Origin of the sequence: Aquimarina spongiae, from assembly GCF_900141785.1 — a bacterium.
Lineage (GTDB): Bacteria > Bacteroidota > Bacteroidia > Flavobacteriales > Flavobacteriaceae > Aquimarina > Aquimarina spongiae.
The window spans coordinates 1-20,195 of sequence record NZ_FQYP01000016.1 but is presented as its reverse complement, the minus strand read 5'-3'; the positions used below and the strand labels follow the sequence as shown (position 1 = coordinate 20,195).

Here is a 20,195-nt window from a genome sequence, read left to right as displayed (position 1 = left end):
TAGATAATAGTTTTGTATTATCTTTGCGTCCTAATTTTTAAAGAAAGGAGGTGCAACTATGTTAATTATACCAGTAAAAGACGGAGAAAATATAGATAGAGCGTTAAAACGTTTTAAGCGTAAATTTGATAGAACAGGTACGATGCGTCAGCTTCGTAAACGTCAACAATTTACAAAACCTTCTGTAGAGCGTAGAGCTCAAGTCCAAAAAGCGCAATACATTCAGCGTTTAAGAGATCAGGAAGAAATTTAAAAAGTGAACGCAGTCTTTATATAAGATTCCGTTTTTCAAGTATAAATTAAAACCGTTAGAGAGACAAAAGTTTTATATTTTTGTGTTCTAACGGTTTTTTTATGTTTATATCAGAGTTTTTAGACTACCTTCTTTTAGAAAAAAAATACTCTTTGCATACAGCTACAGCGTACAAAACCGATTTAGAGTCTTTTTTAGGGTTTTATGAAGAGAATTATGGAGGTACTGATATTGCTAAAGCAAACTATGCTCAGATTCGTTCTTGGATTGTTGAGCTGGTGGACCAGGGAATTTCGAATCGTACTATTAATCGTAAAGTATCTTCACTTAAATCGTACTACAAGTTTTTATTAAAGTCAGAGCAAATTGATAAAAATCCTCTGGCAAAACATCAGGTGCTAAAAGCTCCAAAGAAATTACAAATTCCTTTTTCAGAACAGGAAATAGAACTTGTGTTGGATGAGCTGACGGATGAAGATGATTTTGAAAGTGTGAGAAACCGATTGATTGTAGAGCTTTTTTATGCTACTGGTATGCGTAGGATAGAATTGGTGAATTTACGTCTTTCTGATGTTGATATTCGCAGTAAGCAGATTAAAGTATTAGGAAAAAGAAATAAAGAACGTGTTTTGCCATTACTTTCTACAGTTTGTAGAACACTGGAACGGTACTTGTCTTTGCGGATGGCTCTTATTGAAGATGATCAAAATGGATATTTGTTATTGACCAAAAAAGGAGTTAAAATATACGAAACACTTGTGTATCGAATCATAAATGGTTATTTTAGTAAGGCATCTTCAAAGGTAAAAACGAGTCCGCATATCCTAAGACACTCATTTGCGACTCATTTACTTAACGAAGGAGCGGATTTAAATGCTGTAAAAGAATTACTTGGTCATTCCAGTCTGGCTGCAACACAAGTGTATACACATCATAGTATCGCACAGCTGACAAAAGTTTATAAACAATCTCATCCTAGGAATAAAAAGTAAGAAGTAACCCTTTAGTTGCTTGTCTTTTCGGCTTAATATTATTGTTTAACCAATTTAAACTAACACCTATGAAAGTGAACTTGCAATCCGTAAATTTTAATGTAGATCAAAAGTTGGTAAATTTTACGCAGACTAAACTAGATAAACTTGAGACGTATTTTAGTAGAATTATTCATGCAGATGTATTCTTAAAAGTGATGAATACAAGTGGAAAAGAGAATAAAGTTACAGAAATTTTGTTGAGTGTTCCAGGAGGAGAGTTGATGATTAAAAAAATTAATAAAACCTTTGAAGAAGGTGTGGATGAGTGTGTTAGTTCTTTAGAACGACAACTGAAAAAACGGAAGCAAAAATTAAATGCACATGTTTGACTATTTTTTTAAAAAATAGTTTTGTCTAAAAAATAAATTATTATACATTTGCAGTCCGTTAGAAATAGCGGACTTTTTTATGTTCTAAAACATGGTGAAAAGCCGATATAGCTCAGCTGGCTAGAGCAGCTGATTTGTAATCAGCAGGTCGTGGGTTCGAGTCCCTCTATCGGCTCAAAAAAGGGGTTAATTTGAATAAAAATTAAAGCCTTTTTAAAATGAATTTTGAAATGTAAAATAAATTACTATTTTTGCGCTCTCAAATTCATAAAGTTCATATTGAAATTTTGAATTTTTTTACTTGGGGGAGATACTCAAGCGGCCAACGAGGACAGACTGTAAATCTGTTGGTTTTTACCTTCGCAGGTTCGAATCCTGCTCTCCCCACAAAATTTAAAAAATAGCAATGCTAAAACAGTTTTTTAAAGGACTGTTTTACGTTGAAAAGCGGGAGTAGCTCAGTTGGTAGAGCGTCAGCCTTCCAAGCTGAATGTCGCCGGTTCGAACCCGGTCTCCCGCTCGAATGAGCTAACCTCAAAATGAAAATTTTGGGGTTGGATTTTTAACATAACTGTAATGATTAATCGGATTTCTTTCTGAAAAAAATGAAAGTATTCTGGTTTTTCATTATGCTCATTAAAAAGCCGGTGTAGCTCAGGGGTAGAGCGTTTCCTTGGTAAGGAAGAGGTCACGAGTTCAAATCTCGTCATTGGCTCTTGGTTCAGAATATAAATTGAACACTAATATATAACTAAGATTAAATAAATTAATTATGGCAAAGGAAACTTTTGATCGTTCCAAACCGCACTTAAATATTGGTACTATTGGACACGTTGATCACGGTAAAACTACGTTAACTGCTGCAATTACTAAAGTATTGGCAGAAGCTGGTCTTTCTGAAGCAAGAGATTTCGATACTATCGATAACGCTCCAGAAGAAAAAGAAAGAGGTATTACAATTAACACGTCTCACGTTGAGTACCAAACTTCAAATCGTCACTATGCACACGTTGACTGTCCAGGTCACGCGGATTACGTAAAGAACATGGTAACTGGTGCTGCTCAGATGGACGGTGCGATCTTAGTAGTTGCTGCTACTGATGGTCCAATGCCACAAACTCGTGAGCACATACTTTTAGGACGTCAGGTAGGTATTCCTAGAATCGTTGTATTCCTTAACAAAGTGGATATGGTTGATGATGAGGAGCTTTTAGAGCTTGTAGAGATGGAAGTAAGAGAACTTCTTTCTTTTTATGAGTATGATGGAGATAACGGTCCTGTAATTGCTGGTTCTGCTTTAGGAGCTCTTAACGGAGAGCAAAAGTGGGTTGATACAGTAATGGAGCTTATGGAAGCTGTTGATACTTGGATCGAGTTACCAAAGAGAGATGTTGAAAAAGACTTCTTGATGCCAATCGAAGATGTATTCTCTATTACTGGTCGTGGTACTGTTGCTACTGGACGTATCGAGACTGGAGTTGCTAACACTGGAGATCCTGTAGAGATCATCGGTATGGGAGCTGAGAAATTAACTTCTACTATTACTGGGGTTGAGATGTTCCGTAAGATATTAGATAGAGGAGAAGCTGGAGATAACGTAGGTATCCTATTAAGAGGTATCGAGAAAACTGAAATCTCTAGAGGTATGGTAATCGTTAAGCCAGGATCTGTAACTCCACATGCCAAATTCAAAGCTGAGGTGTATATCCTTAAGAAAGAAGAAGGTGGTCGTCACACTCCATTCCATAACAACTACCGTCCACAGTTCTACGTACGTACAACTGACGTAACTGGAAACATTGCGCTTCCTGATGGAGTAGAAATGGTAATGCCTGGAGATAACTTAACTATTACTGTTGAGTTGATTCAACCAATCGCAATGAATGTAGGTCTTCGTTTTGCTATCCGTGAAGGTGGTAGAACAGTAGGTGCTGGTCAGGTAACCGAAATTTTAGACTAATACAATTATAGATATATAGGTAAGGTATTCGCACTGGCGAATACCTTGCCTTATGTATACGGGTTTAGCTCAGTTGGTAGAGCACTGGTCTCCAAAACCAGGTGTCGGGAGTTCGAGCCTCTCAACCCGTGCTGAAATGATTGATATTTTTTGCAAAATAAGATCATTATTATATTGAATTCTTTGGCGGAACTGAGAAATATTTTCTTAAGACTGTCAATAAAAACCGAATACAATGGCTGGATTAATAAATTATATTACAGAATCATATAACGAGTTGAAAAATCATGTAACCTGGACTCCCTGGGCAGAAGCACAGAGATTAACCATAGTTGTTATTGTTTTTTCAGTTATTTTTTCTCTGGCTATTTGGGGAGTGGATACTGTTTTTAGTAACATGATCGAATATTATTTTACGTTAGTTAAATCTTAAATTTTCAAAATGGCCGAGGTGGATAATTCAAAGAAGTGGTACGTTGTAAGAGCGGTAAGTGGTCAGGAAAATAAGGTTAAAGACTATATAGAGCGTGAAATAGCTCATATGGGACTTGAAGATTTTGTTTCCCAGATTTTGGTTCCAACGGAAAAGGTAGTTCAAATCCGTAATGGAAAGAAAATAAATAAGGAACGTGTATACTTTCCAGGTTATGTTATGATTGAAGCTAACTTGGCAGGTGAGGTTCCTCATATCATTAAATCAATTAATGGTGTGATTGGCTTTCTTGGTGAAGTAAAAGGAGGAGATCCTGTACCATTAAGAAAAGCAGAAATAAACAGAATGCTAGGAAAAGTGGATGAATTAGCAGTGAAAACTGATAATGTTGCGATTCCTTACACTGTTGGAGAGACAGTAAAAGTAATAGACGGTCCTTTCAACGGGTTTAATGGTACTGTAGAGAAAGTAAATGAAGAAAAGCGTAAGCTTGAGGTAATGGTGAAAATCTTTGGAAGAAAGACGCCATTAGAATTGAGTTATATGCAAGTTGAAAAAGTATAAACTGTTACATTATATATATCAGAATTGTTCTTTTGCTTCCAACTGTAGAACGGTTCTAATTTAAAATTAGAAAAATGGCTAAAGAGTTAAGTAAAGTTGTAAAACTTCAAGTTCGTGGAGGTGCGGCAAACCCATCACCCCCTGTTGGACCTGCTCTAGGTGCTGCCGGAGTAAATATCATGGAATTCTGTAAGCAATTCAATGGTAGAACGCAAGATAAGGCTGGTAAAGTATTACCGGTTGTAATTAGTGTGTATTCTGACAAGTCTTTTGACTTTGTTATCAAAACTCCACCAGCAGCTGTTCAAATTCTGGAAGCAGCAAAACAAAAGAAGGGTTCTGGAGAGCCTAACCGTAAAAAAGTAGCAAGTATTACTTGGGATCAGGTAAAAGCAATTGCTGAAGATAAGATGCAAGATCTAAATGCATTTACTATCGAATCGGCAATGAAAATGATTGCAGGTACTGCTCGTTCCATGGGTGTAACTGTAAAAGGACAAGCTCCTTTTTAATCCAAAAACGTTTACAAAATGGCAAAATTGACTAAAAAGCAAAAAGAAGCGCAAGCTAAAGTAGAAAAGAACAAGGCTTATTCTCTTGCTGAAGCATCAGCTTTGGTAAAAGAAATAACAAATGTGAACTTTGATGCTTCTGTAGACCTTGCTGTTCGTTTGAACGTTGATCCACGTAAAGCTAACCAAATGGTACGTGGAGTGGTAACGTTACCTCACGGAACAGGAAAAGATGTAAAAGTATTAGCGTTAGTAACACCAGACAAAGAAGCAGAAGCTAAAGAAGCAGGTGCCGACTTTGTAGGGTTAGATGAGTATTTGGATAAGATCAAAGGAGGATGGACTGATGTAGATGTGATCATTACTATGCCAAGTGTTATGGGTAAATTAGGACCATTAGGTAGAGTATTAGGACCTCGTGGATTAATGCCAAACCCAAAGACAGGTACTGTAACTATGGATGTTGCAAAAGCAGTATCTGATGTTAAAGCCGGTAAGATCGATTTCAAAGTTGATAAAACAGGTATTGTACATGCTGCAATCGGGAAGTCTTCTTTCGAAGCTGAGAAAATAGCTGGTAACGCTAAAGAATTAATAACAACATTGGTAAAGTTAAAACCACAAACTGCTAAAGGAGTATATATCAAGTCGATCTATATGTCTTCTACAATGAGTCCTGGAGTAGAAGTGGATGCTAAAAACTTTGCTGGGTAATTAAGATAAACGATTATGACAAGAGAAGAAAAATCACAAGTAATTGATGACTTAACTGCTCAGTTGGCTGATAACGCGAATATCTACTTAGCAGATATCTCAGGGTTGGATGCAGGAACAACTTCTAATTTAAGAAGAGCTTGTTTCAAAGCTAATGTTTCATTAAAAGTAGTTAAGAATACACTCCTTGCAAAAGCAATGGAGAATTCAGATAAGGATTTTGGAGAATTACCAAATGTATTAAAAGGTAATACTTCAATCATGTTTGCCGAAGCTGGTAATGCACCTGCAAAAGTTATCAAAGAGTTTCGTAAGAAATCTGAGAAGCCTTTACTAAAAGGAGCATTTATCGAGGAAGCAATATTTGTTGGTGACGAAAATCTAGATGCACTTGTTAGTATCAAGTCTAAGGAAGAAGTTATCGGAGATATTATTGGCTTACTACAGTCTCCTGCTAAGAACGTAGTTTCTGCGTTGAAATCAGGAGGTGGTAAACTTGCTGGTATCCTTAAAACGTTATCCGAAAAAGAAGGATAACAATCAATAGTGTACGCACTTTTTAACAATTATATTTCATTAAAAAAAATTATTTAAAACGATAGAAAATGGCAGATTTAAAAGATTTCGCAGAACAATTAGTTAACTTAACAGTAAAAGAAGTTAATGAGTTAGCTGATATATTAAAAGAAGAATATGGTATCGAGCCTGCTGCTGCTGCAGTAGCTGTTGCTGGTGGTGGTGCTGCTGGTGGTGGCGAAGCTGCTGAAGAAAAATCAGAGTTCGATGTAATCCTTAAGGCTGCAGGTGGTTCTAAATTAGCAGTTGTAAAACTTGTTAAAGAATTAACTGGTCTTGGTCTTAAAGATGCTAAAGAATTAGTAGATGGTGCTCCTAAAGCTATCAAAGAAGGTGTAGCTAAGGATGAAGCTGAAGCTCTTAAAACTCAATTAGAAGAGGCTGGAGCTGAGGTTGAGCTTAAGTAAGCTTACCATAGATTGATATATAGGTTTAGACCCAGAGAGTTTCTCTCTGAGGTCTAAACCATTTTGCGTATATAAAAGTTAGGTCTTTGCATACGCACCCCTTTTTAAAATTTTAATTTAATTCCGTCCATTGATGTTAGCAACGCAAACTGAAAGATTGAATTTCTCTTCTGTAAAGAACAGACCTGAATATCCGGACTTTTTGGATATCCAGATCAAATCATTTCAGGATTTCTTTCAATTAGAAACAAAATCTGAAGAAAGAGGAAACGAAGGTCTATACAATACCTTCATGGAAAATTTTCCGATTACGGATACTCGTAATCAATTTGTACTTGAATTTTTAGATTACTTCGTTGATCCTCCTAGATATGATCTTCAAGAGTGTATAGAAAGAGGTCTTACTTATAGTGTACCCCTTAAAGCACGTCTTAAATTATTCTGTACAGACCCAGAACATGAAGATTTTGAAACTATTGTACAGGATGTGTATTTAGGTACTATTCCTTATATGACTCCTAGTGGAACCTTCTGTATTAATGGAGCTGAGCGTGTTGTTGTATCGCAATTACACCGTTCTCCAGGGGTATTCTTTGGACAGTCTTTCCATGCTAATGGAACCAAGCTGTATTCTGCAAGAGTAATTCCTTTTAAAGGGTCTTGGATAGAATTTGCTACAGATATCAATAGCGTGATGTACGCATATATTGATAGAAAGAAAAAATTACCGGTAACTACACTTTTCCGTGCAATAGGTTATGAGCGCGATAAAGATATTTTAGAAATTTTTGACCTTGCAGAGGAAGTAAAAGTTTCTAAATCCGGATTGAAAAAAGTATTAGGCCGTAAATTGGCCGCTCGTGTTTTAAATACTTGGCACGAAGATTTTGTGGATGAAGATACTGGAGAGGTGGTATCTATCGAACGTAATGAGATCGTATTAGATCGTGATACTATATTAGATAAGGATCACCTAGAAGAAATTATCGAGTCTGGTGCAAAAACTATTTTATTGCATAAAGAAGATAATCAAAAAGGAGATTATGCAATCATCCATAATACATTGCAAAAAGACCCTACCAATTCTGAAAAAGAAGCGGTAGAGCACATATATCGTCAATTACGTAATGCAGAACCGCCTGATGAGGAAACTGCAAGAGGAATTATCGACAAGTTATTCTTCTCTGACCAACGTTATAACCTTGGTGAAGTAGGTCGATATAGAATGAATAAAAAATTAGGTCTTGATATCGATATGGATAAGCAAGTGCTTACCAAAGAAGATATTATTACCATTATCAAATATTTGATCGAGCTTATCAATTCAAAAGCTGAGATCGATGATATCGATCACCTTTCTAACCGTCGTGTTCGTACAGTAGGTGAGCAGTTATCTCAGCAGTTTGGTGTAGGATTAGCGCGTATGGCGCGTACCATCCGTGAGCGAATGAATGTAAGAGATAATGAGGTATTTACACCAATCGATTTGATTAATGCTAAGACATTGTCTTCTGTAATCAACTCATTCTTTGGTACCAACCAGCTTTCTCAGTTTATGGATCAAACCAATCCATTAGCAGAGATTACTCACAAGCGTAGACTTTCTGCCCTAGGACCTGGTGGTTTATCAAGAGAAAGAGCAGGTTTCGAGGTACGTGACGTTCACTATACACACTATGGTCGTCTTTGTCCTATCGAAACACCTGAAGGACCAAATATTGGATTGATCTCTTCCTTATCGGTATTTGCAAAAGTAAATTCAATGGGATTCTTAGAAACTCCTTACCGTAAGGTAGAGGAGGGTAGAGTAGATCTTTCAGGATTTACATATCTAAGCGCCGAAGAAGAGGAAGAAAAATTAATTGCTCAGGCAAACATTCCTTTAAAGGAAGATGGAACCATAGATTCTGATAAGGTTATTGCACGTATGGAGGGTGACTTCCCGGTTATTGATCCTACCCAGGTGAATTATGCCGATGTTGCTCCAAACCAGATTGCTTCTATATCTGCATCGTTGATTCCATTCTTGGAGCATGATGATGCGAACCGTGCACTGATGGGATCAAACATGATGCGTCAGGCAGTACCATTATTAAGAGTTGATGCTCCGATTGTAGGTACAGGGCTTGAGCGTCAGGTAGCTTCAGATTCAAGAGTATTGATCAATGCTGAAGGTGCAGGAGTTGTTGAGTACGTTGATGCGGATAAGATTACGATTAAATACGATAGAACGGAAGAACAAAGAATGGTAAGTTTTGATGGAGATTCTAAGACCTATTATCTTATTAAATTCAGAAAAACTAACCAGGGTACAAGTATCAACCTAAAACCAATCGTTAGAGTAGGCGATAAGGTTGCCAAAGGGCAGGTGCTATGTCAAGGGTATGCTACCGAAAATGGTGAACTTGCACTAGGAAGAAACATGAAAGTAGCCTTTATGCCATGGAAAGGGTATAACTTTGAGGATGCGATCGTAATTTCTGAAAAAGTAGTAAGAGATGATATCTTTACTTCTATTCATATCGATGAGTACTCTCTAGAAGTTAGAGATACCAAATTAGGTAATGAGGAATTAACAAATGACATACCAAACGTTTCTGAAGAGGCTACAAAAGACCTTGACGAAAATGGTATGATTAGAGTAGGTGCCGAAATTAAGCCTGGTGATATACTTATTGGTAAGATTACTCCAAAAGGAGAGAGTGATCCTACTCCAGAAGAAAAATTACTACGTGCTATTTTTGGTGATAAGGCAGGAGATGTTAAAGATGCTTCTTTAAAAGCTTCACCTTCATTACACGGGGTAGTAATTGACAAGAAATTGTTTGCTCGTGCGATTAAGGATAAGAGAAAGAGATCTCAGGATAAAGAGGATATCGAGATCCTAGAAAGATCTTATGACGCTAAATTCGAGTTATTAAAATCTGAGTTAGTAGATAAATTATTCGCCATCGTAGGAGGTAAAACTTCTCAGGGTGTAATGAATGATTTAGGAGAAGAAGTACTTCCAAAAGGGAAAAAGTATACTCAAAAGATGCTTAACAGTGTTGATGATTATGCTCACCTTACCAAAGGTACATGGACTACAGATGATGATCTTAACAGAATGGTTGCAGATCTTATTCACAACTATAAGATTAAAGAAAATGATCTTCAGGGTAATTTAAGAAGAGAGAAATTCACAATTTCTGTTGGAGATGAACTACCTTCTGGAATCATCAAACTTGCTAAAGTTTATATTGCTAAAAAACGTAAACTGAAAGTAGGAGATAAAATGGCAGGTCGTCACGGTAACAAAGGTATTGTGGCACGTATCGTAAGAGAAGAAGATATGCCATTCTTAGAAGATGGAACACCGGTAGATATTGTATTAAATCCACTTGGGGTACCATCGCGTATGAACATTGGTCAGATCTATGAAACTGTATTAGGTTGGGCTGGTCAGAAATTAGGTAGAAAATTTGCTACTCCAATTTTTGATGGTGCTTCTCTAGACCAAATTAATGGATTTACTGATGAAGCTGGAATTCCTAGATTCGGTCATACTTACTTATATGATGGAGGTTCAGGAGATCGTTTTGATCAACCAGCAACGGTAGGTGTGATTTATATGTTAAAACTAGGTCACATGGTAGATGATAAGATGCACGCCCGTTCTATTGGTCCTTACTCATTGATTACACAACAGCCTCTTGGTGGTAAAGCACAGTTTGGAGGTCAGCGTTTTGGTGAGATGGAAGTATGGGCACTTGAGGCTTATGGAGCTTCAAGTACGCTTCGTGAGATATTGACCGTAAAATCTGATGATGTAATAGGGAGAGCCAAAACATACGAAAGTATCGTTAAAGGTGAGCCTATGCCAGAGCCTGGATTACCAGAATCTTTCAATGTATTAATGCATGAATTAAAGGGTCTTGGTCTGGATATCAGATTAGAAGAGTAATAAGTTTATCATCGTACCCTGAACGATGCTGATGGGTACGATGTTTAGCACTTAATTATTCAAATTTAAATTACAATAATTCTTTAGCAACCATATATTATGGCAAGAAATAATGATAAGAATACAGTAAAGAGATTTAATAAAATCTCTATTGGTTTAGCTTCTCCAGAATCTATTTTGGCGCAATCAAATGGAGAGGTTTTAAAACCTGAAACTATCAATTATCGTACACACAAACCAGAACGTGATGGTTTGTTTTGCGAACGAATTTTTGGACCAGTAAAGGACTTTGAATGTGCTTGTGGTAAATACAAAAGAATTCGTTATAAAGGAATCGTTTGTGACCGATGTGGAGTTGAAGTAACTGAGAAAAAAGTACGTAGAGACCGTGTTGGACACATTAACTTAGTGGTTCCTGTAGCTCATATCTGGTATTTTAGATCTTTACCAAATAAGATTGGATACTTATTAGGGCTTCCTTCCAAGAAATTGGATATGATTATTTACTATGAACGTTACGTAGTAATTCAACCAGGTATTGCCAAGAATGAAGAAGGTGAGCCTATTCAAAAAATGGACTTCCTTACCGAAGAAGAATATTTAAACATCTTAGATAGTCTTCCTCAGGAAAACTTATACCTAGAAGATACAGATCCAAATAAGTTCATCGCAAAGATGGGTGCAGAATGCTTGATCGAAATTCTAAGAAGAATTGATTTGGATGCACTTTCTTATGAGTTAAGACATAAAGCAAATAACGAAACTTCTAAACAACGTAAAACTGAGGCATTAAAACGTCTTCAGGTTGTTGAGTCGTTCCGTGATGCCAATAAAAATAGAGAAAATCGTCCAGAATGGATGATCCTGAAAGTAGTACCGGTAATTCCGCCAGAATTACGTCCGTTAGTACCATTAGATGGTGGTCGTTTTGCTACTTCAGATTTGAATGATCTTTATCGTCGTGTAATTATCCGTAACAATCGTTTAAAGAGATTGATGGAGATCAAAGCTCCTGAAGTAATCTTACGTAATGAAAAGCGTATGCTTCAGGAATCAGTAGATTCATTATTTGATAATACTCGTAAAGCTTCTGCTGTAAAAACAGATTCTAATAGACCATTAAAATCGTTATCAGACTCGTTAAAAGGTAAGCAAGGACGTTTCCGTCAAAACTTACTTGGTAAACGTGTTGATTATTCTGCTCGTTCTGTAATTGTTGTAGGACCTGAGCTGAAATTATACGAATGTGGTCTTCCAAAAAATATGGCAGCCGAGCTGTACAAGCCATTTGTGATTAGAAAATTAATCGAGCGTGGTATTGTAAAAACAGTAAAGTCTGCTAAAAAGATTATTGATAGAAAAGAGCCTGTAGTTTGGGATATCTTAGAGAATGTTCTTAAAGGACATCCAGTATTACTGAACCGTGCTCCTACGCTTCACCGTTTAGGGATCCAGGCGTTCCAGCCAAAACTTATTGAAGGGAAAGCGATACAGTTACACCCATTAGTATGTACGGCATTTAACGCGGATTTTGATGGTGACCAGATGGCGGTACACCTTCCATTAGGGCCAGAGGCTATTTTGGAAGCGCAATTGTTGATGTTGGCTTCTCATAATATATTGAACCCTGCAAATGGTTCTCCTATTACAGTACCTTCTCAGGATATGGTACTTGGTTTATATTATTTGACCAAGCCACGTAAAACAACAAAAGACTTGGTGATCAAAGGAGAAGGACTTACGTTCTACTCCCCTGAGGAAGTGATCATTGCTTACAACGAAAAACGATTAGATATTAATGCTGTTATCAAGGTAAGAACTAAGGATTTTAATGATGAAGGAGAATTAGTAGATCAATTGATTGAGACTACTACAGGTAGAGTACTATTTAATGAAAAAGTACCAGAAGCTGCAGGATACGTTAATGAGGTATTGACTAAGAAATCTTTAAGAGATATTATTGGTAGTATCCTTAAAGTAACGAGCGTACCAGAAACAGCTGCTTTCCTTGATGAAATTAAAACATTAGGATATAATTCAGCATTCCAAGGTGGTCTTTCGTTTAGTTTAGGAGATATTATTATTCCGGCAGAAAAGCATACGATGATTGCGGATGCAAATTCTCAGGTAGATAATATCGTTGCCAACTATAACATGGGACTTATTACCAATAACGAACGTTATAATCAGGTAATTGATATTTGGACTTCTACAAATGCAGAATTGACAGAATTGTCGATGAAGCGTATTAGAGAAGATCAGCAAGGGTTTAACTCGGTATATATGATGCTTGACTCTGGAGCGAGGGGATCTAAAGAACAGATTCGTCAGCTTACAGGGATGCGTGGACTGATGGCTAAACCGAAAAAATCAAACTCTGCCGGTGGTGAGATTATTGAAAACCCGATTCTTTCGAACTTTAAAGAAGGTCTTTCAATTCTTGAATACTTTATTTCTACTCACGGTGCACGTAAAGGACTTGCAGATACGGCTCTTAAAACTGCCGATGCAGGATACCTAACACGTCGTTTGGTTGATGTAGCACAAGATGTAATTGTAAACATTGAAGACTGTGGTACATTACGAGGAGTTGAAGTAACTGCATTGAAGAAGAATGAGGAGATTATAGAACCTCTTGCAGATAGAATTGTTGGTAGAACAGCATTAGTAGATGTTATTGATCCGTTGACACAAGAAGTTCTTGTTGAAGCAGGAGTTGAGATAGATGAAGTAATTGCTAAAAGAATTGATAGTTCTCCTGTAGAATCAGTAGAAGTTCGTTCTGCACTTACTTGTGAAGCTAAGAAAGGGATTTGTGTGAAATGTTACGGTCGTAACCTTGCTACTGGTAAAACAGTACAAAGAGGTGAGGCTGTTGGAGTAGTAGCAGCACAATCAATCGGTGAACCAGGTACTCAGCTTACCTTACGTACGTTCCACGTGGGAGGTATTGCAGGTAACATTTCTGAAGAAAACCAGTTGAAATCTAAATTTAGCGGTAAAGCAGAAATTGAAGAATTGAAGACCGTTAAAGGAGAAGATGCAGAAGGAAACGAAATTGATGTTGTAATTTCTCGTACTTCTGAAATCAAAGTGATCGATCCTAAGACTAAGATTGTATTAAGTACAAATGTAATTCCTTACGGATCTCAGCTTTTCATCCAAGATGGTGATAACATTGAAAAAGATCAAGTAGTATGTCAGTGGGATCCTTATAATGGTGTGATCATTTCAGAATTCGCCGGTAAAGTGAAATATGAAAATATCGAACAAGGAATTACGTATCAGGTAGAGATCGATGAACAAACCGGTTTCCAGGAGAAAGTAATTTCAGAATCCAGAGATAAGAAAAAGATACCTACATTATTGATTATGGGTAAAGGAGACGAAGTACTTCGTTCTTATAACTTACCTGTTGGAGCGCACTTGATGGTTGATGATAATGACAAGATCGGAGTAGGTAAAGTCTTGGTTAAGATTCCTCGTAAATCAGCTAAAGCTGGTGATATTACCGGAGGTCTTCCAAGGGTAACCGAATTGTTCGAAGCGCGTAACCCATCTAACCCGGCTGTAGTAAGTGAAATTGATGGTGTTGTTTCTTTCGGGAAAATCAAGCGTGGTAACCGTGAGATCATCGTAGAATCCAGAATTGGTGAGATCAAGAAATACTTGGTAAAACTTTCTAATCAGATTCTTGTTCAGGAAAATGACTTCGTAAGAGCAGGTATGCCATTATCAGATGGTTCTGTAACTCCAGAAGATATCCTTAAGATCAAAGGGCCTTCTGCGGTACAACAATATTTGGTGAACGAAGTTCAGGAAGTATATCGATTACAAGGTGTGAAGATTAATGATAAGCACTTTGAAGTTGTTGTACGACAAATGATGCGTAAAGTAAGAATTCAGGATCCGGGAGATACTATTTTCCTAGAAAATCAATTGGTACATAAATCAGATTTCATTGAAGAAAATGATGCAATTTTCGGAATGAAAGTGGTTGAAGATGCTGGAGACAGTGAGACTTTGAAAGCTGGTCAGATCGTTTCACCAAGAGATTTAAGAGATGAGAATTCTGTACTACGTAGAGAAGATAAGAACTTAGTAACAGCAAGGGATGCTTCTCCTGCAACTGCGACTCCAATACTTCAGGGTATTACAAGAGCATCGCTTCAAACTAAATCGTTCATCTCTGCAGCGTCATTCCAGGAAACTACAAAAGTATTAAACGAAGCTGCAGTAAGCGGTAAAGTGGATACACTCGAAGGCCTTAAAGAAAATGTAATTGTTGGACATAGAATTCCAGCAGGTACAGGTATGAGAAGCTATGAGAGTATCATTGTAGGTTCTAAAGAAGAATTCGAAGATCGAATGGAACAAAGACAAGAAGTTAATTATAATTAATTCTTATAAGCCTGTCGCACTGCGACAGGCTTTTTTTATATAATAAGTAAACATGGCGGATAATAAAAACCTCAATCAAAATCAATTGAATATAGAATTAGACGAAACAGTTGCAGACGGAACTTATAGTAACCTTGCAATTATTAATCATTCGGTATCAGAATTCGTAATTGATTTTGTAAATATTATGCCTGGTCGTCCAAAAAGCAAAGTCAAAAGCAGAATTATCTTAACTCCACAACATGCAAAAAGATTGCTTAAAGCACTTAATGATAATGTAAGTAGATTCGAATCTGCTCATGGAGAAATTAAGGATTATGAACAACCTCCCATTCCGATGAACTTTGGTCCTACAGGAGAGGCTTAACGATCAGTAGTTTTGATAGTTTTTGATTAAGAAATAATATTACTTTATACTAAAATAAAAATCCGCTTACAGAATTAATCTCTGAGCGGATTTTTTATTTTTTGTATACATTGTTATGTGCTGGTGTTTTTTAACCCTTTAAAACGCTTTAAAATTCTGATGTGAAATGAAACTGTATAGAAGGGTACTTTTGTTGGGTCATTTGCAAACTAAAGGAAGAATCTGCAAAAAAGACCAATTGCCCTTGTTTGTCTTTAGCCAGAAATTTACTCTTTACTCTTTTAAACTCTTTGAATTCTTCATTATCCGGGTCTTCCGGATCTACCCAGCAGGCTTTATGTACATTTAGATTTTCATAAGTACATTTAGCACCGTATTCATGTTCTAATCGGTATTGAATTACCTCATATTGTAAGGCTCCTACAGTACCAATAACTTTTCTTCCGTTGATTTCTAAAGTAAATAATTGGGCCACTCCTTCGTCCATCAACTGATCAATACCTTTAGCCAATTGTTTAGATTTCATTGGATCTGCATTATTGATGTATCTAAAGTGCTCTGGAGAAAAACTAGGAATACCTTTATAATGTAATACTTCTCCTTTGGTAAGGGTATCACCAATTTTGAAGTTACCCGTATCGTGAAGTCCAACAATATCTCCTGGATAAGAGATATCAACAATTTCTTTTTTCTCAGCGAAAAAGGCGTTTGGACTAGAAAATTTTAGTTTTTTATTATGTCTGGTATGCAGATAAGGAACATTTCTCTCAAAGGTCCCTGAAACAATTTTCACAAAGGCTAATCGATCCCTGTGTTTTGGATCCATATTAGCATGTATTTTAAAAACAAAACCAGTAAAGTTCTCTTCTTCAGGTTTTACCAACCGAACATCACTTTCTTTGGGTTTTGGAGGAGGAGCAATGGAAACAAAACAGTCTAAAAGCTCACGAACTCCAAAATTATTTAAGGCCGATCCAAAAAATACGGGTTGTAAAGATCCGTTTTGATAAGCTTCTTTTTCAAATGTTGGATATATTCCTTCTACTAATTCTAATTCTTCTCTTAATTGATTAGCAGAATTTTCTCCTACTAGCTCGTCCAAATCTGCAGACTGTAAATCAGATACTTCAATAGTCTCTTCTATATTTTTTCTGCTGTCTCCGCTAAAAAGATTAATGTTCTTTTCCCAAATATTATAGATTCCTTTAAAGTCGTATCCCATTCCTATAGGAAAGCTCAAAGGAGTAACCGTGAGTCCTAATTTTTGTTCGATCTCATCCAGGAGTTCGAAAGCATCCTTACCTTCACGATCTAATTTATTGATGAAAACAATCATTGGGATGTTTCGCATTCTACATACAGATACCAGTTTTTCAGTTTGTTCCTCAACCCCTTTTGCTACGTCAATAACAACAATTACACTATCTACAGCTGTTAGTGTTCTAAAAGTGTCTTCGGCAAAATCTTTGTGACCTGGTGTGTCTAGAATGTTGATTTTAATGTCTTTATATTCAAAAGCTAAAACAGAAGTTGCTACGGAAATCCCACGTTGACGTTCGATTTCCATAAAATCACTGGTAGCTCCTTTTTTTATTTTATTCGATTTTACAGCACCAGCTTCCTGGATGGCTCCTCCAAAAAGAAGTAACTTTTCGGTAAGTGTGGTTTTTCCTGCATCTGGGTGGGATATAATACCAAAGGTTCTTCTTCTGTTGATTTCTTCTAAGAATTTCATAAATCTATCAAATGTGGAGGCAAATATAACACTTAAATGTTCAATGATGTATAGAATAGATTAATCAAATCGTTTAGAATGCATAGAGGGAGAATTACATTTTTTTACAGGAAAATGTTTTTTATCGTTTTAAAATGTATTTCATCGATTTTATTGCGGAAATCCGTAATTTCAAATGTTAAAATATTAAATTTAAACACAACTTTTGTATCTCCTAACCTTTGATAATGTAATAAGTAGTTTAACTATATGTGGCTACCAATGTAGATATAGGGTTAGTCGAGTTTTCTAAACGGTTTCCCCTAGATTATATGTTGTTTGACGGCAAATATTGTTATTTTATCGATGAATATGTGCATTTTATCGATAAAAAAGGATTAAAAGTTTGCTTATTGTTTAGATTGCATTAAGAAATTACCTATTTTTACGACTGATAATTACGGTTTTACCGTAGTTTGTTTGTATAAATAGATTGATAAGTTTTAATAATAGTCCATAAAAAGCGATCCCCTTTTTATGTTTTTTGTGGATGAGGTAGTAAACACATCGTCATATGAAAAAAATTACCCAAGTCTATGGGTATGCCAATATTGTGCATACCTTACATTTTGATTCTAACCGATTAAAGCGAAATAACCTGCTTAGGTTATATGTATTCTTCGTTTTTTCCCTATTTCTTTCACTGGCATCATTTGCACAAACTGTAGATGCTAATTGGTGGAATGGTAGAGGATATCTTGTTGATTTTAGAACAGCTACACCTACCATAAGTTGTGGGTTAACTTCAGATGGAGCTTTCGAAGCTACAGCAACATGGAGTGATCCATCAACTGGTAATCTCATATTCTATGTAGACGATGGTACGGTAAGAGATAACCTAGGGAATTTATATACCAATGGTACAGGACTTAATACCAACGGAACTCGTACGCAGATGGCCTCTGTGATGCCAGTCCCTGGTACCAATGCTGATCAGATTTATATTATTCATAGTAATGGTAGAGATGAAGATCGAAATGGTACCGCTTTCTACTCCGTAGTAGATGTACCTTCTCAAACGGTAATTAGTAGCAATAATCTATTACTTAGCGATAACTCTGAAGCAATCTACGGAACTAATAATGGAAGTGCTTGTGGTGCTTGGATAGCTGCTATTTCTGTAGATGATAACACTTGTACTGCTGATTGTGCGGCTACATTAAATTTATGGGAAGTAGACGCTGATAATCCGTTAACTCCCGCAAGAGGGGATAATCCAGATTTGACGATAGCTTTGCCACAAAACCTACCAAGACCAGGGGAAAGAGGATCTATACGCTTTTCACCACAAAATGATCGTATAGCGATCGCGATAGAAGGTGGATTTACCACTATTGATGGTGGGGTGTATCATGCAAATTGGGATCCTTCTACAGGTGGAATAGGTACATGGACCAAAGTGCCCATTTCTGCTACCGACGATACAGAAACAGGTTATAGTGTGGAGTTTTCTCCTGATGGATCGAGACTATTTTTCGGACACCAAACTACAGCTACTTTCGATGGTCAATTTACAGGTTGGAACGGTTTATTATTCGTTCACGTAATTGGTGAAACAATTTCTACTGCATTAAACGGAAGTAATGTAGTTTCAGGGGTGCAACTTGGACCGGACGATAATTTATATATATCGGCGAGTGGTTTTAGTGCATTAAATTTTGTAAGTAACCCCAATACCGTAAGTTCTACAGTAGCACCAGTTTTTCAAAATATTCCATTTCCTACATCATGTACTTCTACAGGAGTGACGCAAGGATTTAACTTCTCTCAGCAGATTGTATTCTTCGGAAATTGTTTGTCTGACACAGATAATGATGGTATTCTAGATGAAACTGATAATTGTGTCAATACGCCTAACCCTGGCCAGGAAGATGCTGATTTTGATGGTATAGGAGATGTTTGTGATAATGATGCCGATAATGATGGAGTTCCTGATACTTCTGATGTTTGCCCTGGATTTGACGACAATCTGGATAATGATAATGACGATGTACCAGATAATTGTGATTTGGATAATGATAATGATGGAATTTTAGACACAAATGAAATTATTTGCGCAACTAATGTTGAAGTGAATAGTTTACCATACAGTCCGGTGACAAATTTGCAAACAGGAAATACCGGAACGCTAGCAGATTTGGCTGCTAATGCTGGAAATAGTATAGACTTAAATTATACATTAAATGGTACAGCTACCTGGAATAGAGGTATCGAAATTGCTGATGATGGAGGAGAGGTAGGAGCAAATACCCTTTTGTTACAACCTAATAATGTTGGAGATGGTTCAGGATCTGCAACCTATGAATTTGTCTTTGACCAAGAGTCAAGAATTAATAATATTACGTTTGGAGGACTGGATTTTGACGACCGTTTAGTGTTTACGGCTTTCGATGTGAATAACAATCCTATTCCCCTTACCACTGCTAATTTTACCACTGCAGGAAGTGTAAATGCCGTAGGAAATGGATTCACCTATATTGGAACGCTTCAAAGTTTTGTAACGGCTAATTATGTTAATGAAGCAGTTAGTATTTCGGTGCATCAAGCTGTAAAAAGATTAGTAGTTGTCTCAGGTAAAGCGGATGCCGATAGCAATAATAATACTATTGAAGTGTACAATTTTTCATATTGTACGGCTTTAGATAGTGATAATGATACAATTCCGGATTACTTAGAGGTAGATAGTGATAATGATGGTTGTCCTGATGCTATAGAAGGAGGAGGTAGTTTTGTGGCCGCAAACCTGACTGGAGCAGATAATTTGGCAAACTCTGCGGCGGGAGTTAATGGAAGTGGTGTTCCTACCATTTCAGGAAGTCCACAAGCCACAGCTGCCGCAGTAACGAATAGCGGTATAAGTGCTTGTGTGCCTATAGCTACAGATGATACTCCTGCTGATGTAGCAGAAGATAGTGGAACGACCAACAT

Annotated in this window: 15 protein-coding genes and 5 tRNA genes; 19 read left to right on the top strand and 1 reads right to left on the bottom strand. The window is 36.8% G+C overall.

Translation table 11 applies throughout. The features are described 5' to 3' along the window. Positions 1–58 precede the first annotated feature (58 nt). The 18 genes from rpsU to BUE24_RS23020 all read left to right on the top strand — a co-directional run bounded on the left by rpsU (position 59) and on the right by BUE24_RS23020 (position 15,493). The gene (gene rpsU, locus BUE24_RS23105; protein WP_073322018.1) at positions 59–253 is read left to right on the top strand and encodes a 30S ribosomal protein S21; all 195 of its coding nucleotides are present in this window, start codon (positions 59–61) and stop codon (positions 251–253) included. A gap of 101 nt (positions 254–354) precedes the next feature. Further along, positions 355–1,245: a tyrosine-type recombinase/integrase gene (locus BUE24_RS23100; RefSeq protein WP_073322015.1), complete on the top strand. Its 891-nt coding sequence runs from the start codon at positions 355–357 to the stop codon at positions 1,243–1,245. Positions 1,246–1,313: 68 nt separating this feature from the next. Beyond that, positions 1,314–1,616, top strand: a complete 303-nt coding sequence (gene hpf / locus BUE24_RS23095) for a ribosome hibernation-promoting factor, HPF/YfiA family (protein ID WP_073322013.1) — start codon at positions 1,314–1,316, stop codon at positions 1,614–1,616. Positions 1,617–1,717: 101 nt separating this feature from the next. Beyond that, positions 1,718–1,791, top strand: a tRNA-Thr gene (locus tag BUE24_RS23090). Positions 1,792–1,920: 129 nt separating this feature from the next. Next, positions 1,921–2,003 (top strand) — tRNA-Tyr (locus BUE24_RS23085). Between the two features lie 60 nt (positions 2,004–2,063). Next, positions 2,064–2,136, top strand: a tRNA-Gly gene (locus tag BUE24_RS23080). 123 nt (positions 2,137–2,259) lie between these two features. Next, positions 2,260–2,331: transfer RNA gene (locus BUE24_RS23075), tRNA-Thr, on the top strand. A gap of 57 nt (positions 2,332–2,388) precedes the next feature. Beyond that, on the top strand, positions 2,389–3,576 hold the full coding sequence (tuf, locus tag BUE24_RS23070; RefSeq protein ID WP_073322009.1) for an elongation factor Tu: 1,188 nt from the start codon (positions 2,389–2,391) through the stop codon (positions 3,574–3,576). A gap of 58 nt (positions 3,577–3,634) precedes the next feature. Further along, positions 3,635–3,707 (top strand) — tRNA-Trp (locus BUE24_RS23065). Between the two features lie 104 nt (positions 3,708–3,811). After that, complete coding sequence (gene secE / locus BUE24_RS23060; protein ID WP_073322006.1) at positions 3,812–4,009, top strand: preprotein translocase subunit SecE; 198 nt, start codon at positions 3,812–3,814, stop codon at positions 4,007–4,009. Between the two features lie 9 nt (positions 4,010–4,018). After that, complete coding sequence (gene nusG / locus BUE24_RS23055) at positions 4,019–4,573, top strand: transcription termination/antitermination protein NusG (protein ID WP_073322003.1); 555 nt, start codon at positions 4,019–4,021, stop codon at positions 4,571–4,573. Between the two features lie 74 nt (positions 4,574–4,647). Then, positions 4,648–5,085 carry a 50S ribosomal protein L11 gene (gene rplK / locus BUE24_RS23050; protein ID WP_073322000.1) on the top strand — a complete coding sequence of 146 codons (438 nt, stop codon included), beginning with the start codon at positions 4,648–4,650 and terminating at the stop codon, positions 5,083–5,085. An 18-nt stretch (positions 5,086–5,103) separates the two neighbouring features. Beyond that, on the top strand, positions 5,104–5,799 hold the full coding sequence (gene rplA / locus BUE24_RS23045; RefSeq protein ID WP_073321997.1) for a 50S ribosomal protein L1: 696 nt from the start codon (positions 5,104–5,106) through the stop codon (positions 5,797–5,799). A 15-nt stretch (positions 5,800–5,814) separates the two neighbouring features. Continuing rightward, on the top strand, positions 5,815–6,336 hold the full coding sequence (rplJ, locus tag BUE24_RS23040; protein WP_073321994.1) for a 50S ribosomal protein L10: 522 nt from the start codon (positions 5,815–5,817) through the stop codon (positions 6,334–6,336). A 68-nt stretch (positions 6,337–6,404) separates the two neighbouring features. Further along, positions 6,405–6,782: a 50S ribosomal protein L7/L12 gene (gene rplL / locus BUE24_RS23035; protein ID WP_073321991.1), complete on the top strand. Its 378-nt coding sequence runs from the start codon at positions 6,405–6,407 to the stop codon at positions 6,780–6,782. A 133-nt stretch (positions 6,783–6,915) separates the two neighbouring features. Next, positions 6,916–10,725, top strand: coding sequence for a DNA-directed RNA polymerase subunit beta (rpoB, locus tag BUE24_RS23030; protein WP_073321988.1), 3,810 nt, complete (start codon positions 6,916–6,918; stop codon positions 10,723–10,725). Between the two features lie 99 nt (positions 10,726–10,824). Beyond that, the gene (gene rpoC, locus BUE24_RS23025) at positions 10,825–15,126 is read left to right on the top strand and encodes a DNA-directed RNA polymerase subunit beta' (protein ID WP_073321985.1); all 4,302 of its coding nucleotides are present in this window, start codon (positions 10,825–10,827) and stop codon (positions 15,124–15,126) included. A gap of 52 nt (positions 15,127–15,178) precedes the next feature. Next, a complete protein-coding gene (locus tag BUE24_RS23020; RefSeq protein WP_073321982.1) occupies positions 15,179–15,493 on the top strand; it encodes a DUF3467 domain-containing protein in 315 nt (104 codons plus the stop codon). A 148-nt stretch (positions 15,494–15,641) separates the two neighbouring features. On the opposite strand, the gene BUE24_RS23015 is transcribed toward BUE24_RS23020, so the two are convergent. After that, the gene (locus BUE24_RS23015) at positions 15,642–17,228 is read right to left on the bottom strand and encodes a peptide chain release factor 3 (RefSeq protein ID WP_073321979.1); all 1,587 of its coding nucleotides are present in this window, start codon (positions 17,226–17,228) and stop codon (positions 15,642–15,644) included. 553 nt (positions 17,229–17,781) lie between these two features. Here BUE24_RS23015 and BUE24_RS23010 point away from each other — a divergent pair. After that, positions 17,782–20,195, top strand: a 2,414-nt coding sequence (locus BUE24_RS23010; RefSeq protein WP_211483336.1) for a thrombospondin type 3 repeat-containing protein, incomplete at its 3' end; no start/stop codon positions are given.

Coding starts and splice junctions, on each gene's coding strand:
- rpsU (WP_073322018.1), top strand. CDS start 59: ATGTTAATTATACCAGTAAAAGACGGAGAAAATATAGATAGAGCGTTA.
- BUE24_RS23100 (WP_073322015.1), top strand. CDS start 355: ATGTTTATATCAGAGTTTTTAGACTACCTTCTTTTAGAAAAAAAATAC.
- hpf (WP_073322013.1), top strand. CDS start 1,314: ATGAAAGTGAACTTGCAATCCGTAAATTTTAATGTAGATCAAAAGTTG.
- tuf (WP_073322009.1), top strand. CDS start 2,389: ATGGCAAAGGAAACTTTTGATCGTTCCAAACCGCACTTAAATATTGGT.
- secE (WP_073322006.1), top strand. CDS start 3,812: ATGGCTGGATTAATAAATTATATTACAGAATCATATAACGAGTTGAAA.
- nusG (WP_073322003.1), top strand. CDS start 4,019: ATGGCCGAGGTGGATAATTCAAAGAAGTGGTACGTTGTAAGAGCGGTA.
- rplK (WP_073322000.1), top strand. CDS start 4,648: ATGGCTAAAGAGTTAAGTAAAGTTGTAAAACTTCAAGTTCGTGGAGGT.
- rplA (WP_073321997.1), top strand. CDS start 5,104: ATGGCAAAATTGACTAAAAAGCAAAAAGAAGCGCAAGCTAAAGTAGAA.
- rplJ (WP_073321994.1), top strand. CDS start 5,815: ATGACAAGAGAAGAAAAATCACAAGTAATTGATGACTTAACTGCTCAG.
- rplL (WP_073321991.1), top strand. CDS start 6,405: ATGGCAGATTTAAAAGATTTCGCAGAACAATTAGTTAACTTAACAGTA.
- rpoB (WP_073321988.1), top strand. CDS start 6,916: ATGTTAGCAACGCAAACTGAAAGATTGAATTTCTCTTCTGTAAAGAAC.
- rpoC (WP_073321985.1), top strand. CDS start 10,825: ATGGCAAGAAATAATGATAAGAATACAGTAAAGAGATTTAATAAAATC.
- BUE24_RS23020 (WP_073321982.1), top strand. CDS start 15,179: ATGGCGGATAATAAAAACCTCAATCAAAATCAATTGAATATAGAATTA.
- BUE24_RS23015 (WP_073321979.1), bottom strand. CDS start 17,228: ATGAAATTCTTAGAAGAAATCAACAGAAGAAGAACCTTTGGTATTATA.